This window comes from Aeromonas sp. QDB30 (genome assembly GCF_027707645.1).
GTDB classification, from domain to species: Bacteria; Pseudomonadota; Gammaproteobacteria; order Enterobacterales; family Aeromonadaceae; genus Aeromonas; species Aeromonas caviae.
Window position 1 is genome coordinate 83,921 of sequence record NZ_JAPCIY010000006.1, and the last position, 14,557, is coordinate 98,477.

Genomic DNA, 14,557 nt, shown 5'->3' on the forward strand with positions numbered 1-14,557 from the left:
CCAACCGGCAACTTCCTGCACCCGACGGGCAAGTGAGAGGGGCCGCTTTTGCATAGAGTGGCGACTCCTACACACACAAGGAAGATAACAACAATGAAACACCACTCGCTCTCCCGAACCCGTGTCGCCCTCGCCATCGGGGCCCTGCTGCTGGCAGGGTGCAACGACAACGATTCCACCCCCAAGCCCGAGCAGCCCGTTCTGGGCCACCGCACCGTCACCCTCATCGAGCAGGACGGCCTGCAATTCAAGGATCTCGATGGCAGCGGCACCCTGACCCCCTACGAGGACTGGCGCCTCGGCGCCGCCGAGCGGGCCCGGGATCTGGTGGGCAGGCTCACCCTGGCCCAGAAGGCAGGGCTGATGATGCACGGCACCCTGGTGCTGGACGGGGCGGGGCGGGTGAACCTCGCGGCCATGGACAAGATGCTGCGCGAGGACGGGGTCAACACCTTCATCACCCGCATGGCCGGTGATCCGGCGGCCATCGCCGCAGACAACAACACCCTGCAGGCCCTGCTGGAAGGGGTGGGATTCGGCATCCCCATGACGGTGAGCACGGATCCCCGCAACCACTTCACCCATGATCCGAACGCCACCAGCATCGGTGCCGGGGCCTTCTCCCAGTGGCCCGAGACCCTGGGGCTGGCCGCCATCGGCGATGCTGCCCTGGTGCAGCGCTTTGGCGACATCGCCCGTCAGGAGTACCGTGCCGTCGGCATCCACGAGGCCCTCTCGCCCCAGGCGGATCTCGCGACCGAGCCGCGCTGGGGCCGCATCAACGGCACCTTCGGGGAAGACAACCTGCTCGCCAAGTCCCTGGTCAAGGCCTACATCGAGGGCTTCCAGCAGGGGAGCGAGGGGATAGGCAAGGAGAGCGTGGTCACCGTGGTCAAGCACTTCGCCGGGGCCGGTCCCCAGAAGGACGGGCTGGATGCCCACAACCCCTGGGGCAAGGAGCAGGTCTACCCCGGCGGCCAGTTTGCTTACCACCTGGTGCCCTTCGAGGGTGCCTTCGAGGCCAGGGTGGCCGCCGTGATGCCCTATTACGCCATGCCCCTGGGCCTGACCCAGGATGGGCAGCCCGTCGAGGAGGTGGGGTTTGGTTTCAACCGCCAGATCATCACGGATCTGTTGCGGGGCCACTTCAAGTTTGACGGCGTGGTGCTGAGCGACTGGGGCATCGTCAATGACTGTGACAGCCGCTGCGAGCAGGGGCTGACCCAGGATGAAGTCAATGCCGGGGTGAGCCCCTGGACCGTGCCCTTTGGCATGTCCTGGGGCGTGGAGAAGCTCACCAAGGCCGAGCGTTATGCCAAGGCCATCGACGCCGGGGTGGATCAGTTCGGTGGCGTGGAAGATCCGGCTCCCCTGCTGGCGGCGGTGCAGAGCGGTCTGGTGACCGAGGCGGCCATCACCACTTCGGCCGAGCGGATCCTGGCCCAGAAGTTTGCCCTCGGGCTCTTCGAGAATCCCTATGTGGATGCCGAGGCCGCGGTGGCCCTGGTGGGCAAGGCCGAGTTCCAGCAGGAGGCCCAGGCCGCCCAGGCGGCGTCTCACGTGCTGCTGAAGAACGAGGGGGCCCTGCTGCCGCTGAAGGCGGACGGCAAGCGGGTCTATCTGCACAATGTCAACGCCGAGGTGGCCAGGGCCAACGGCTATACGGTGGTGACGAACCTGGCCGACGCGGAGCTTGCCATCGTGCGGGTCAACGCCCCGGGCGAGCAGGACCCCCGCTTCCCGTTTGGCAGCATCCACTTCGGCCAGCTCGGCTTTGCCAGCAATGCTCAGGTGGTGCAGGAGACGGCCCACGAAGGGGTCTACCGCGGCGCGGATGACTATGCCGCCATCCAGGCCATCGAGCAGGCCGGGGTGCCCCTGGTGCTCTCCGTCTATCTGGACAGGCCCGCCATCCTGACCGAGGTGGCCCCGGCGGCCCGGGTGCTGCTCGCCAACTTCGGCGCCCTGGATCAGGCCCTGTTCGATGTCATGAGCGGCACCCAGAAGGCACGTGGCAAGCTCCCCTTCGAGCTGCCCTCGAGCTGGCAGGCGGTGCTGGCCCAGTCCCCGGACGTGGCCAAGGACTCACAAAGCCCGCTCTATCCCTACGGGGCCGGTCTGGCCTATTGACGGACAGGGATGTTCTGTCTCTCATCAAGGCGCCTTCGGGCGCCTTTTCCATTGCCCCCATCGACAATCCCGGTTTGGCGCAAGGGGTTGGCTTGGGCATAATGGCGCCCCGGCAACGGGTGCGGTGGCCAGTGTGGCAGGCACCCGGTCACAGTGCACAGGAGATGAGATGAAATTTATCGGAGCCCACGTCAGTGCGGCGGGCGGGGTGGAAAACACCATCGCCCGGGCCAAAGCCATCGGGGCCAACGCCTTCGCCCTGTTTACCAAGAATCAGCGCCAGTGGCAGGCGGCGCCCCTCTCCGAGGCCAGTATTCGCGCCTTCAAGGCCGCCTGCGAGAAGGAGGGCTTTCGTCCCGAGCAGATCCTGCCCCACGACAGCTACCTCATCAACCTGGGTCATCCCGACCCCGACGCCCTCGCCAAGTCCCGGGATGCGTTTCTGGACGAGATGAAGCGCTGCGAGCAACTGGGGCTGTGCTACCTGAACTTCCACCCGGGCAGCCATCTCAAGCAGATCCCCGAGGCGGTGAGCCTCAAGCTCGTGAGCGAGTCCATCAACTGGGCGCTGGAGCGCAGCGAAGGGGTGACGGCGGTGATCGAGAATACCGCCGGCCAGGGCACCAACCTCGGCTGGTCGTTCGAGCACCTGGCCACCCTCATCGACGGGGTAGAGGACAAGAGTCGGGTCGGCGTCTGCTTTGACACCTGCCACGCCTTCGCCGCCGGTTACGATCTGCGTACCCCCGAGGGGTGCGAGGCGGTGTTTGCCGACTTCGACCGCATCGTGGGGTTCGAGTACCTCAAGGGGATGCATATCAACGGCGCCAAGTGTACCTTCGGTAGTCGGGTCGACCGTCACCACAGCCTGCGGGAGGGCAACCTCGGCGAGGCGGTGTTCCACCACATCATGAACGACGACCGTTTCGACGGCATCCCGCTTATCCTCGAGACCATCGACGAGTCCATCTGGGGCGAGGAGTTAAGCTGGCTGCGCAGCCTGGCCGGGAGCCCGCGCCCGGCGTGATGCCGGGGTCCACCATTGGGTAGCAAGGAGAGACGATGCACGACGAGACAAGGGCGCCCCTGCGCTTTGGCATTGCCGGGGCGGGGGCCATCGCCCGGCGTTTTTGCCGCGATGTGAACGGGCACGCCAGGGGAGCCGAGGTGGTGGCCATCGCCGCCCGGGACCAGGGACGGGCGGACGAGTTCGCCCGGGATCTGGGGCTGCCCCACGCCTATGGCAGCTATGAGGCCCTGGCCGCCAGCCCCGAGGTGGAGGCCGTCTATGTGGCGGTCATCCACCCGGAGCACGCGGGCCTGGTGAGGCAGATGCTGCTGGCGGGCAAGCACGTACTGGTGGAAAAACCGGCGGTGACCCGGGTGGCGGATTGGGACGCCCTGGTGGCGCTCGCCCACGCACGGGGCCTGCTGCTGCTCGAGGCCATGAAGGTGATGTGCTTCCCCGCCATGCGCGCCCTGTTGCAGCGCCTGCCCCTGCTGCCGCCGCCGCGCGAGCTGCGGGCGGCGTTCGGTTCGACCCAGCCCAGGGTGGGCAAGCTGTTCGATCCTGCCCTCGACGGCGGCGCCGCCTGGGACGTGGGGGTCTATCCCCTCTGGCTCCATGCCGCCCTCTGCCATCGGCTGGGGCTGGGCTGCCCCGCCCCCGAGGTGACGCTGACGCGGGCTCCGGGGGAGGTGGATCTCACCGCCAGCTTCACGTTCGATGAGCCGTTTCGGGCCGAGCTCGGGGCCTCCATCATCGAGGATCTCGAGCGGGAAGCGTCCTTGTCCGGGGAGGGGTGGCGCCTGGTCATCGAGGGCAAGTGGTGGAATCCCCAGCACATTCGCTGGCAAGGGGGGCCTGCCCCCGTCATCTGGCCGGCGGACATCTATCTGCCGGTGGAGGGGGGCGGCATGCAGCACGAGGCGGATCACTTCGCCGATTGCCTGCGCCACCGGCTGCTGGACTCCCCCTGGGTGCCCCAGGCCGTGACCCGGCAGGTGCTCGGCTGGATTGAAGGGGGACTCGCCGGCTGAGGCCGGGGAAGGGCTGAGGGTCGAGGGGAGCATCGGCTGAACGACAAGGGCGCCAATGGCGCCCTTGTCGTATCCGAAGGGGTTCTCACGCCAGGGTCTGGGCGCGGCAGAAGGCCAGGAAGCGGCGCAGGGCGGCGGAGTGGAACTTCTGCTTGTGCCAGACGAGGGAGAGCTGGCGGGGGAAGCGGCGACTCGGGGTGAGGGCAACCAGGCGCCCCTGTGCCAGCCGATCCGCCACCGCGAGGCGGGAGATGAAGGAGATGCCGAGCCCCTTCTCCACCGCCAGCATCACCGCCTCCAGGGTATTGAGCTCTATCCCCGCCTGCCAGCGGGGCAGGTGGGGCTGGAGCTGCTGCTCGAACTGCTCGCGGCTGCCGGATTGCGCCTCGCGCAGCACCCAGGTTTCCCCGGCAAGCCGGCGCAGGGGCAGCTCGAGCTGATCCGCCAGGGGGTGACCGGGGGCGGCGATGATGAGCATCTCGTCCTCCAGCCAGGGTTCGCTCACCAGGTCCGGGTGGTGGTTCTCCCCCTCGATGAGGGCGAGATCCAGTTCGAAGTGGGCGAGGGCATGGCACAGGAGGTGGGTGTTGGCGATGGTGACCCTGGGGGCGACCCCCAGCTCCTGGGCCCCCTCCGCCAGCAGGGCGGGCAGCAGGTAGTTGCCGATGGTCTGGCTGGCCCCGAGGTGCAGCTGGCCGCTCGGCTCGGCATCGGGGCTGAAGAGCTGCTCTATCTCCTGCATCCGGGTCAGCAGCTCCTCGGCGGCCGGTTGCAGCAGGCGCCCCTCGCTGTTGAGCTGAAGCCTCGGGTGCACCCGATCGAACAGGGGCGTGGCGAGCTGGCGCTCCAGCTCCTGCAGCGACTGGGAGACGGCCCCCTTGCTCAGGCAGAGTTCATTGGCGGCGCCCCCCAGGTTGCCGTGGCGGGCGATGGTGGCAAACACCTTGAGTTGTTGCAGGGTGAGCTTCATATCGTTTGATTTTCCTAAACGCTAAGTTCAATTCATTTAGATATCGTAAACGATAGACCCCCTTTATCCTATGCCCATCGTCATCATCAAGAGGGTATCCGCCATGATCGCAAGAACCCGCCGCTCCCTGGCCGCCGCCCCGACCCCCATGGCCGGTCTGGCACTCGGGATCGCCAGCCTCGGCTGGTGCTGGGAAAATGCCGGTCAGTTCGATGGCCGTCTGCAACTGCTGGGGGCCGCCATCGCCGCCGTGCTGCTCCTCGTCCTGACCTTCAAGTTCCTGATCCACCCGCGCCTGCTGTGGCAGGATCTCGCCCATCCCGTGGTGGGCAGCGTGGTGCCCACCTACGCCATGGGGACCATGGTGGTCTCCAAGGCGGTCGGCCTGCTCGCCCCGACCCTGGGGCAGGGGCTCTGGCTGTTTGCGGTCATCATCCACCTCGTCTTCCTCACCACCTTCGTCTGGCACAGGGCCAGAGCGTTTGAAATCCATCACATGGTGCCGAGCTGGTTCGTGCCGCCGGTGGGGATCATCGTGGCTGACGTGGCCTACCCGGGCGGTCCCTTCGCATCCCTGGCCACCGGCCTGCTCTGGTTCGGCATGGCCTGTTACGGCCTGATGCTGCCGCTGATGCTCTATCGCCTCATCTTCAGCCACGAGGTGCCGGATGCCGCCAAGCCAACCATCGCCATCCTGGCCGCCCCGGCGAGCCTGTCGCTGGCCGGCTACCTCACCGTGAGCCAGGACCCCTCCCTGCTGCTGGTGGCGGTGCTGCTCGGGATCGCCGTGCTGATGACCGGCATCATCTACCTGGCCTTCATCAAGCTGCTGCGCCTGCCGTTCTCGCCGGGTTACGCCGCTTTCACCTTCCCCCTGGTGATCGGGGCCACCGCCCTGTTCAAGGTGAGTCACCTGCTGTCGCAGTGGCCACAGGCGGCCCGTTATGCCGAGCAGCTCCATCAGCTGGCCTATCTGGAGCTGGGGGTGGCCACCCTGGTGGTGGGTTACGTGGCCCTGCGTTACCTGATGTTCTTCCTGCCGGTCGTGCAGGATGACCTGCCGGGGCAGCCTGCACGCCGCTAGGCACAAGGTTTTCATCCCCCCTCGTCATCGACCCCGCCCGTGCGGGGTCTGCCGTTCGTGATGCAGTGACGCAGAGGGGAATCAAATGAAGCAGATTAATTTTGTCAATCCGTGAAGTGGCTTAAATAGTTGCCCATACAGGCGACATTCAGTTGGCGTTAACTGGTAATACCTGTCACGATACGCGCCACTTTATCTTCCCATTGTTTTGTCGTGCCCCATGTCCTCATCTGATCCCGTGTTTGACGCCCGATTCCAGCCTCGTCTGCTGCACCCCCGTTACTGGTTGAGCTGGCTCGCCCTCGGCGCCATCGGTGTGCTCGCCTTCGTGCCCCCGCGCTGGCGGGATCGCCTGGCCGATGCTCTGACGCCCCTGGTATGCGCCATCTCGAAGAAGCAGATCTACATCGCCAGGACCAACCTCGCCATCTGCTTCAAGGAGAAGAGCGAGGCCGAGCGGGAGGCCATCCTGATGACCTCCATCCGGGTCGGCCTCAAGAGCCTGCTGGGCTTTGGCGAGTTCACCTGGCGCAGCCCCGCCCACGTGATGGGGCGGATCCAGGTCAGCGGCTGGGAACATATCGAGGCGGAGCAGGCCGCTGGCCGACCGGTGATCCTGGTGGTGCCCCACAGCTGGCCCATCGATGCGGCGGGCTACTACTTCGCCCAGCGGGGCCTGCCCATGTGCACCATGATGAAGAGCGCCCGCAACCCGGTGTTCGACTGGCACATCAACGGCGCGCGGGCCCGGCACGGCTGCCGCGTCTATGAGCGCAGCGCCGGCATCAAGCCGGTGATCAAGGCGGTGAAATCCGGTCTGAGCTTCTTCTATCTGCCGGATCAGGATCACGGCCGGGAGGCGAGCCTGTTTGCCCCCTTCTTCAACCACCCCAAGGCGACGTTGCCGGCCCTGCCACGGCTGGTGAAGCTGACCGGTGCCCGGGCCCTGCCGGTGCTGGCCTGCTATGACGAGCAGGCGCACGGCTACCGGCTGGAGGTCGAGGCTCCCTACGCCGACTACCCGAGCGCGGATCTGATGGCGGATACCTGCCGCATGAACGACAGCGTGGAGCGCCAGCTCTGCCGCCACCCGGGCCAGTACATGTGGTTCCTCAAGATCTTCGACACCCGTGAGGATCAGGTGGGGCCGGATGGCCTCTACGAAGAGGGGATCCGGCGCATCCGCCGGGGCCTTGCTCCTCATCCCTGAGCCTTGCGCTCACCCGGTGCAAAAATGTGGCCCCAAGCGGGCCACTTTTTATTTCTAACTTGTCTGATCAGTGACTTGGCGCGGTGGCGCTGTGCAGGGCAGGGTAGAAAAAGTTGTCAGGATCACTAAAATGACGGTCTGTTTTGATGATTCGATGGCGACCATGTCCGCACAAGATCCGGTGTTTGATACCTCTTTTCATCCGCGCCTGCTGCACCCCCGTCTATGGGGCAGCTGGCTGGCCGTCGCCCTGCTCTCCCTGCTGGCCTGGGTGCCGGCAAGGGCACGGGACAAGCTGGCCGACTACCTGGCCCCCCTGCTGCTGCGCGTCTCCACGAAGCAGGCCTACATCGCCGACACCAACCTCAAGATCTGCTTCCCCCATCTCGACGAGGCGGGCCGTCAGGCCCTGCTGCTGAAATCCATCCGGGTGGGGCTCAAGACCTTCCTGGGCTTTGGCGAGCTGACCTGGCGCAGCCCCGACTTCCTCAAGGGGCGCGTCAAGGTGAGCGGCTGGGAGCACGTGGAAGCGGAGCGGGCAGCCGGTCGCCCCATGATCTTCGTGGTGCCCCACACCTGGGCGGTGGACATGATTGGCCGCTACTTCCCCCTCCAGGGGATCAAGATGTGCACCATGATGAAAAGCCCCAAGGATGCGGTGTTCGACTGGTATATCAACCGCGAGCGCAGCAAGGGCGGGCGTATCTACGAGCGCAGCGTCGGCATCAAGCCCGCCATCAAGGCCCTGCGCAGCGGCGACAGCTTCTTCTATCTGCCGGATCAGGATCACGGCCGGGAGGCGAGCCTCTTCGTGCCCTTCTTCAACCACCCCAAGGCGACCCTGCCGGCCCTGCCCAAGCTGGTGAAGCTGACCGGTGCCCGCGCCGTGCCCATTCTGGCCTGCTACGACGAGGATCAGGGGGGCTACCGGCTGGAGATCGAGGCGCCGTTCGACCCTTATCCCACCGCGGATCTGGTGGCGGACGTCAACCAGATGAACCGCATGGTGGAGCAGCAGCTTGGCCGCTTCCCCGAGCAGTACATGTGGTTTCTCAAGATCTTCGAAACCCAGGAGCACGATCAGGGCGAGGACGGTCTCTACGAGGCGGGGATCCGCCGCATCCGCCAGGGGCTGCCACCGGAACCTTGATCGACACGGCCCCCTTGCGGGCCGTTTCTGACAGGGGTGGCAGGCCACCAGCAAACAGGTGCAAACAAGGTGCAAAAATAGGGTAAAAGGGCGGTCATGAAAATTCCAAATCGAATCCAACCTCTGGTTGATGACGGCCTGGTGGACGATGTCATCAGCCGGCTGATGAGCGGCAAAGAGGCCGACGTCTATGTGGTGCGCTGCGGCGACGAGATCCGCTGCGCCAAGGTCTACAAAGAGGCGTCAAAGCGCAGCTTCAAGCAGGCCGTGGTCTATCAGGAAGGGCGGCGGGTACGCAGCAGCCGCGATGCCCGCGCCATGGAGAAGGGCTCCAAGTACGGTCGCAAGCAGCACGAAGAGGTGTGGCAGAACACCGAGGTGGATGCCCTGTTCAAGCTGGCGGCGGCCGGGGTGCGGGTGCCCAGGCCCTATGTCTGCCTCGATGGCGTGCTGCTGATGGAGCTCATCACCGACGCCGACGGCAACGTCGCTCCCCGTCTCAACGACGTGGCCCTGACCCGTGAGCAGGCTCTGGTGGATCATGGCAAGGTGATCCGCTACGTGGTGCGCATGCTCTGCGCCGGGCTCATTCACGGGGATCTCTCGGAGTTCAACGTGCTGGTGGACGAAGAGGGGCCCGTCATCATCGACCTGCCCCAGGTGGTGGATGCCGCCGCCAACAACCAGGCCAGGGCCATGCTGGAGCGGGATGTCGACAACATGCGCAACTACTACGGCATGTATGCCCCCGAGCTGCTCAAGACCCGGTATGCCCGGGAGATGTGGTCCTTGTTCGAGGATGGCAAGCTGGGCCCCGAGACCGAGCTCACCGGCCTGTTCGAAGAGAGCCGGGAGGCCATCGATCTGGATGGCGTGCTGCACGAGATAGAGAGTGCCCAGGAGGAGGCCATGGCCCGCCGGGCCAGGTTGCAGGCGGAGCAGGAAGAGGAGTCCTGACGGGCCTTCATTCCAATCAACAAGAGCGCCATGGGCGCTCTTTTGTTTTGGAACTCTGGCTCAGAGTCCGGTCAGGGGCGGTGCCTTGAGACGGGGCCCCTGGTAACCCGTCACCTCGCCAAAGCGCGGATGACCGCTCTCCCAGTCGGCGGCGGCGGTGCGAATGGCCTCCTTGTCGACGCTCACGAAGTTCCACCAGATCTGCAGCGGTCTGGGCAGGGGCTCGCCGCCGATGAGCAGCAGCCGGGCGCCCGGGCGCAGGGTCAGCGCCACCTCCCGGTTGCCGGGGGGCAGGTAGAGCAGCTGCTCCGGGGCCAGGGCCTCCCCTGCGACGATGGTCTCCCCCGCGAGGGGAAAGAGGCCGTGCTCGAAGGCGAGGTCCAGGGGGAGGGTGATCTCGCCTCCCTCGGGGGCGTGCAGATCCAGCCCCAGAATGGGGGAGAAGTGCAGGGTGGGGGCGCGCTGGCTGCCGTGCTCGCCGATGAGCAGGGTGAGGGTGATCTCCCCTTGCTGCCAGCGGGGGAGCGTCGGGTAGTGATCGAAGCGGGGCGGGGTATGCTGATCCGCCTCGGGCAGGGCTATCCAGAGCTGGGCGGCGTGCAGATCGGGCTGGTTCGGGACCGACTCCTCGGTGTGGGCGATGCCCCGTCCTGCGGTCATCAGGTTCACCTGGCCCGGACGGATCACCTGCTTGCTGCCCAGGCTGTCCCGGTGGAGGATCTCCCCCTCCAGCATCCAGGTGAAGGTCTGCAGGGCGATGTGGGGGTGGGGCCCCACATCCATGCCGGGGGCGCCGGGGGCAAAGCGGGTCGGGCCGATATGATCGAGAAAACACCAGGGCCCGATGGTGCGCCGCTCCTTGACCGGGATGGCGCGAGCCACCGGGATGCCGCCCACATCGGTGAGGCGGGAGGCAATGCGTTGCCACTGTTGTGTCATGGGGTGCTCCTTGTCGAGGAAAAGGTTGGCGCGCGCGCAGGCCGCAGCGTCTGCCGGGAGTTGGACATGCCGTCTCGCCCGGTGCCGGTGAGTGATGTCGAGGTTACTATGCCCCAATCCGGCGCCGGATGGCAAAGACGGGGCACAGCGCCTGCCCTGAGGGCCCAGCCCGGCAATTGCAGCCGGGTACTGTATGAACGTACAATACTCCCATCCCACTCTTGAGCCCGACCACCTGCATGACCGACATCCAGCCCCTCCCTCCCGTGACCCCGCCGCTCGACGGCTTCATCCTGACCCGCCATGGTCGGGATGTGCAGGGGCGTACCGAGATCGTGATGTGGCTCTGGAGCGCACAGGGACCGGTACGGGTGGTGGTGCCGGGGCAGGAGCCGGTCTTCTTCCTGCCGGAACGCCACCTGGAGGAGGCGGCAGAGCTCTTCAAGGGGGCCGGGGTGAGGGGGCGTTTTCGCCGCCTCCCCATGCACACCTTCGAGGGGAGCCGGGTGGTGGGCTGCTACTTTGCCACCCTGAGCGCCTTTCACCGCGCCATCGAGCTGCTGCTCATCCGCGGATTGGAGCACTTCGAGGCGGATATCCGCCTGCCCGAGCGCTTTCTCATGGAGCGCTTCATCACCGCCGGGATGCGCTTTGACGGCAAGGCGAGGCGAAAGGGGGGCAGGCAGGGTTACTGGGAGGTAAACGAGGCGCGCTGTGCGCCGCAGGCGGTGACGCCGACCCTCTCCTGGGTCTCCCTGGACGTGGAGTGCGCCATGGATGGCACCCTCTTCTCGGTGGGGCTCCATAGCGAAGAGGACGCGCGGGTCATCATGATTGGTGCCCCGGAGCCGGGCTCGCAGGACTGGGAGACCCACGTCGAGTGGGTGGCGGACGAGCCCGCCCTGCTCGCTGCCCTGGAGGGCTGGTTCAGCCTGCACGATCCCGATCTCGTCATCGGCTGGAACGTGGTGAATTTCGACTTTCGCCTGCTGCTGCGCCGCGCCGAACTCCACAAGCGGTGGTTGCGGCTCGGGCGCGGGCGGGAGCTCTGCTTCTGGCGCTCGTCCCGAAACGACCCCCAGAGCGGCAACGTCATCATCCCGGGGCGCATGGTGCTGGACGGCATCGATACCCTCAAGAGCGCCACCTGGCAGTTCCCGAGCTACAGCCTGGATGCGGTGGCGAGCGAGCTGCTCGGGCGGGGCAAGGACATCGAGGACGTGGCCAACCGGGGGGAGAAGATCACCGAGCTGTTCCACTCCGACAAGGAGGCGCTGGCCCGCTACAACCTGGAAGATTGCAGGCTGGTGTGGGAGATCTTCGATTTCTGCCACCTCATCCCCTTCGCCATCGAGCGCGCCTCCCTCACCGGTCTTGAGCTCGACCGGGTGGGCGGGTCGGTGGCGGCGTTCACCAACCTCTATCTGCCACGGCTGCACCGCGGTGGCTATGTGGCGCCCAACCTGCCGGCAGACGGCGGGCTCGCAAGCCCCGGCGGCTATGTGATGGACTCCAAGCCGGGGCTCTATCGCCACGTGCTGGTGCTCGACTTCAAGAGCCTCTATCCCAGCATCATCCGCACCTTCTGCATCGACCCCATGGGGCTGGTGGAGGGGCTCAAACACCCGGATAACGCCATTCCAGGCTTTCGCGGCGCCCTGTTCTCCCGAACCCGCCACTTCCTGCCGGATCTCATCGCCACCCTCTGGGCGGCGCGGGATCGGGCCAAGGCCGCCAGTAACAAGGCCCTCTCCCAGGCCATCAAGATCATCATGAACTCCTTCTACGGGGTGCTGGGGTCGGGGGGCTGCCGCTTCTATGACCCGAGGCTCGCCTCCTCCATCACCTTGCGGGGCCACGGCATCATGCAGCAGACCCGGGAGTGGATAGAGGCAGAAGGGTTCGAGGTGATCTATGGGGATACCGACTCCACCTTCGTGCACCTGGGGAGCGATATCCGTCTCGAACAGGCGGACGAGATTGGCCAGCGACTGGCGAAGATGATCAACGACAACTGGGCCGCGCTGATCAGGCGGGAGTTCGACCTGCCGAGCCATCTGGAGATCCAGTACGAGACCCACTACCGCCGTTTCCTGATGCCCACCATTCGCGGGCTGGAGAAGGGGAGCAAGAAACGCTATGCGGGACTGGTGGGCGAAGGGGAAGGGGAGCACCTGGTGTTCAAGGGGCTGGAGACGGTGCGCACCGACTGGACACCCCTTGCCAAGGCATTCCAGACCCGGCTCTACGAAATGGTGTTCCACGACCAGGATCCCAGCAGTTATGTGCGCACCATGGTGGACGAGACCCGGGCCGGCCGTCACGACGATCTGCTCATCTACCGCAAGCGGCTGCGCCAGAAACTCGAGGAGTATCAGAAGAACGTGCCGCCCCATGTGCGGGCGGCGCGCCTGGCGGATGAGGAGAATCTGCGCCGCGGCCTGCCCCAGCGTTATCAGCACAGGGGCACCATCGCCTACCTGATGACCCTGAACGGCCCCGAGCCTTTGGAGTACCGGCGCAGCGCCGTCGACTACGAGCACTACATCGACAAGCAGCTCAGGCCCATCGCCGACGCCATCCTTCCCTTTGTGGGGGAGTCGTTCGAGCGGATCTGCGGCCAGCAGCTCGATCTCTTCTGACGAAGCGAGGTAAACGCGGCGGCCATGGCACGACAATGGCTGCCCGTGGGCCAGAGGGGACAGGAGGCAGATGACGGGGGAGAGCGGATGTCAGAGCCGACCAATGCAAAAAGCCCGCTATCAAGCGGGCTTTTCAAATCTGGTGCGTCCTAGTGGATTCGAACCACCGACCCCCACCATGTCAAGGTGATGCTCTAACCAGCTGAGCTAAGGACGCAGGGTGCGCAAGGCGACTTTGTGTGTCATTGCAGGGGAGTGGTGGGTTTAATTGGATTCGAACCAACGACCCCTACCATGTCAAGGTAGTGCTCTAACCAACTGAGCTATAAACCCACATCTGTGTTCAACCGAATTCGAACCAACGACATTGCCTACGCCATGTCAAAGTACTGTTCTAACCGACTGAGCTATAAACCCACATCAAATTCATATCTGCAATTTATTCAAACCGTTATGGTGCGTCCTAGTGGATTCGAACCACCGACCCCCACCATGTCAAGGTGATGCTCTAACCAGCTGAGCTAAGGACGCATAACAGGGTTTCGTGATGGTGCGTCCTAGTGGATTCGAACCACCGACCCCCACCATGTCAAGACGATTCACCTAAGTGTACCAATAACATCAAAATCATAGTAAATCAATATAAAACCCAATAAATCAATAGGATGAGCTCGGGCTTCGGCTCGGGCTATGCGAGTTTATGTGGCCTTTTTATTGGATTCATGAACAATATTGGCACAAGATAGGCACAAATACGATGTTTCCAAAGTGACCACCACCTCGGCTGAGGAGAGCTTCATATGGGGCGTTCTGAGTTTGCACAGTACTGCGAGCGATTGCGGGAGAGAGGGCAGTTCGAGTTAGTACCGTTATCAACATTAATACTGGATCGTGTATGCGAGAAGGTGCTCGCTCGTGGAGCTATTGTCGCGGCGTTAAGGGGGCGGTCTTTACCCTGCACTGCAGAGGATCATGGCATGGCTGTTCTCGATAGCATACAGAGTCCAATTATGGGATACCGTCCAAAAGGGAGTGAAAAGGTTGCTGTGGTCGCCGGCATTTTCACGTATCACCGGCTGCTACAGCAACAAGCAACCAGTAAACCAATAGCAGCGGTGCAGATATTTTTGTTGGATAAAGCACCCAAACCGGATTTGCGTGAATTGCTTCTGCTGCATGAACTCAGTAGGTCTCTGCTGCGGGAATGCTTTACTCACTCCACCGCGACAATTGCAGATTATCTCCACGCCTGGTTTGACTGCAGAGCTGAGTCCAGCCTGTTTGGATCGGATAAGTGGCAGCAACTGTTTCCGCAATTGCGTACTAAGGCCGATCTGTGCGGATGGTTAGAGATCAGTCATGTACAGAACCTTAAGCGGCAAGCGAATTAATAATACCGTCTAACGTGTTGTTTTGCTTGGATTTTCTCTGCCTA

At 64.4% G+C, this 14,557-nt stretch carries 11 protein-coding genes and 3 tRNA genes; 9 read left to right on the forward strand and 5 right to left on the reverse strand.

Annotated elements, in window-relative coordinates:
- Positions 1–93 precede the first annotated feature (93 nt).
- The 3 genes from PG896_RS03235 (at position 94) to PG896_RS03245 (ending at position 4,170) form a co-directional block, all read left to right on the forward strand.
- Positions 94–2,130 (forward strand): glycoside hydrolase family 3 protein, encoded by a 2,037-nt coding sequence (locus PG896_RS03235; protein WP_010674618.1) that lies wholly within the window; start codon positions 94–96, stop codon positions 2,128–2,130.
- 169 nt (positions 2,131–2,299) lie between these two features.
- Positions 2,300–3,157, forward strand: coding sequence for a deoxyribonuclease IV (nfo, locus tag PG896_RS03240; RefSeq protein ID WP_010674619.1), 858 nt, complete (start codon positions 2,300–2,302; stop codon positions 3,155–3,157).
- A gap of 35 nt (positions 3,158–3,192) precedes the next feature.
- On the forward strand, positions 3,193–4,170 hold the full coding sequence (locus PG896_RS03245) for a Gfo/Idh/MocA family protein (protein ID WP_010674620.1): 978 nt from the start codon (positions 3,193–3,195) through the stop codon (positions 4,168–4,170).
- Positions 4,171–4,255: 85 nt separating this feature from the next.
- Here the strand turns inward: PG896_RS03245 and PG896_RS03250 are convergent, their stop codons facing one another.
- Positions 4,256–5,140 (reverse strand): LysR substrate-binding domain-containing protein, encoded by an 885-nt coding sequence (locus tag PG896_RS03250; RefSeq protein ID WP_201872781.1) that lies wholly within the window; start codon positions 5,138–5,140, stop codon positions 4,256–4,258.
- Positions 5,141–5,243: 103 nt separating this feature from the next.
- Between PG896_RS03250 and PG896_RS03255 the strand changes: the two genes are divergently transcribed.
- The 4 genes from PG896_RS03255 to PG896_RS03270 all read left to right on the forward strand — a co-directional run bounded on the left by PG896_RS03255 (position 5,244) and on the right by PG896_RS03270 (position 9,541).
- A complete protein-coding gene (locus PG896_RS03255) occupies positions 5,244–6,224 on the forward strand; it encodes a TDT family transporter (RefSeq protein ID WP_049636403.1) in 981 nt (326 codons plus the stop codon).
- 220 nt (positions 6,225–6,444) lie between these two features.
- Entirely contained in the window at positions 6,445–7,434 is a 990-nt protein-coding gene (locus tag PG896_RS03260; RefSeq protein ID WP_045524804.1) for a lipid A biosynthesis (KDO)2-(lauroyl)-lipid IVA acyltransferase, read from the forward strand.
- A gap of 154 nt (positions 7,435–7,588) precedes the next feature.
- Positions 7,589–8,584 (forward strand): LpxL/LpxP family acyltransferase, encoded by a 996-nt coding sequence (locus PG896_RS03265; RefSeq protein ID WP_049636402.1) that lies wholly within the window; start codon positions 7,589–7,591, stop codon positions 8,582–8,584.
- Between the two features lie 96 nt (positions 8,585–8,680).
- Positions 8,681–9,541, forward strand: coding sequence for a PA4780 family RIO1-like protein kinase (locus PG896_RS03270; protein WP_029314478.1), 861 nt, complete (start codon positions 8,681–8,683; stop codon positions 9,539–9,541).
- A 60-nt stretch (positions 9,542–9,601) separates the two neighbouring features.
- Here the strand turns inward: PG896_RS03270 and PG896_RS03275 are convergent, their stop codons facing one another.
- Positions 9,602–10,480 carry a pirin family protein gene (locus PG896_RS03275; protein ID WP_201872779.1) on the reverse strand — a complete coding sequence of 293 codons (879 nt, stop codon included), beginning with the start codon at positions 10,478–10,480 and terminating at the stop codon, positions 9,602–9,604.
- Positions 10,481–10,719: 239 nt separating this feature from the next.
- Between PG896_RS03275 and PG896_RS03280 the strand changes: the two genes are divergently transcribed.
- Positions 10,720–13,122: a DNA polymerase II gene (locus PG896_RS03280; protein ID WP_270835374.1), complete on the forward strand. Its 2,403-nt coding sequence runs from the start codon at positions 10,720–10,722 to the stop codon at positions 13,120–13,122.
- 140 nt (positions 13,123–13,262) lie between these two features.
- Here PG896_RS03280 and PG896_RS03285 read toward each other — a convergent pair.
- From PG896_RS03285 to PG896_RS03295, 3 genes are all read right to left on the reverse strand, one after another.
- A tRNA-Val gene (locus PG896_RS03285) sits at positions 13,263–13,339 on the reverse strand.
- A gap of 39 nt (positions 13,340–13,378) precedes the next feature.
- A tRNA-Val gene (locus PG896_RS03290) sits at positions 13,379–13,455 on the reverse strand.
- A gap of 121 nt (positions 13,456–13,576) precedes the next feature.
- Positions 13,577–13,653 (reverse strand) — tRNA-Val (locus PG896_RS03295).
- Between the two features lie 446 nt (positions 13,654–14,099).
- On the opposite strand from PG896_RS03295, the gene PG896_RS03300 reads away from it, so the two are divergent.
- Positions 14,100–14,513: a hypothetical protein gene (locus tag PG896_RS03300; RefSeq protein WP_270835375.1), complete on the forward strand. Its 414-nt coding sequence runs from the start codon at positions 14,100–14,102 to the stop codon at positions 14,511–14,513.
- The last annotated feature ends 44 nt before the right edge of the window (positions 14,514–14,557 follow it).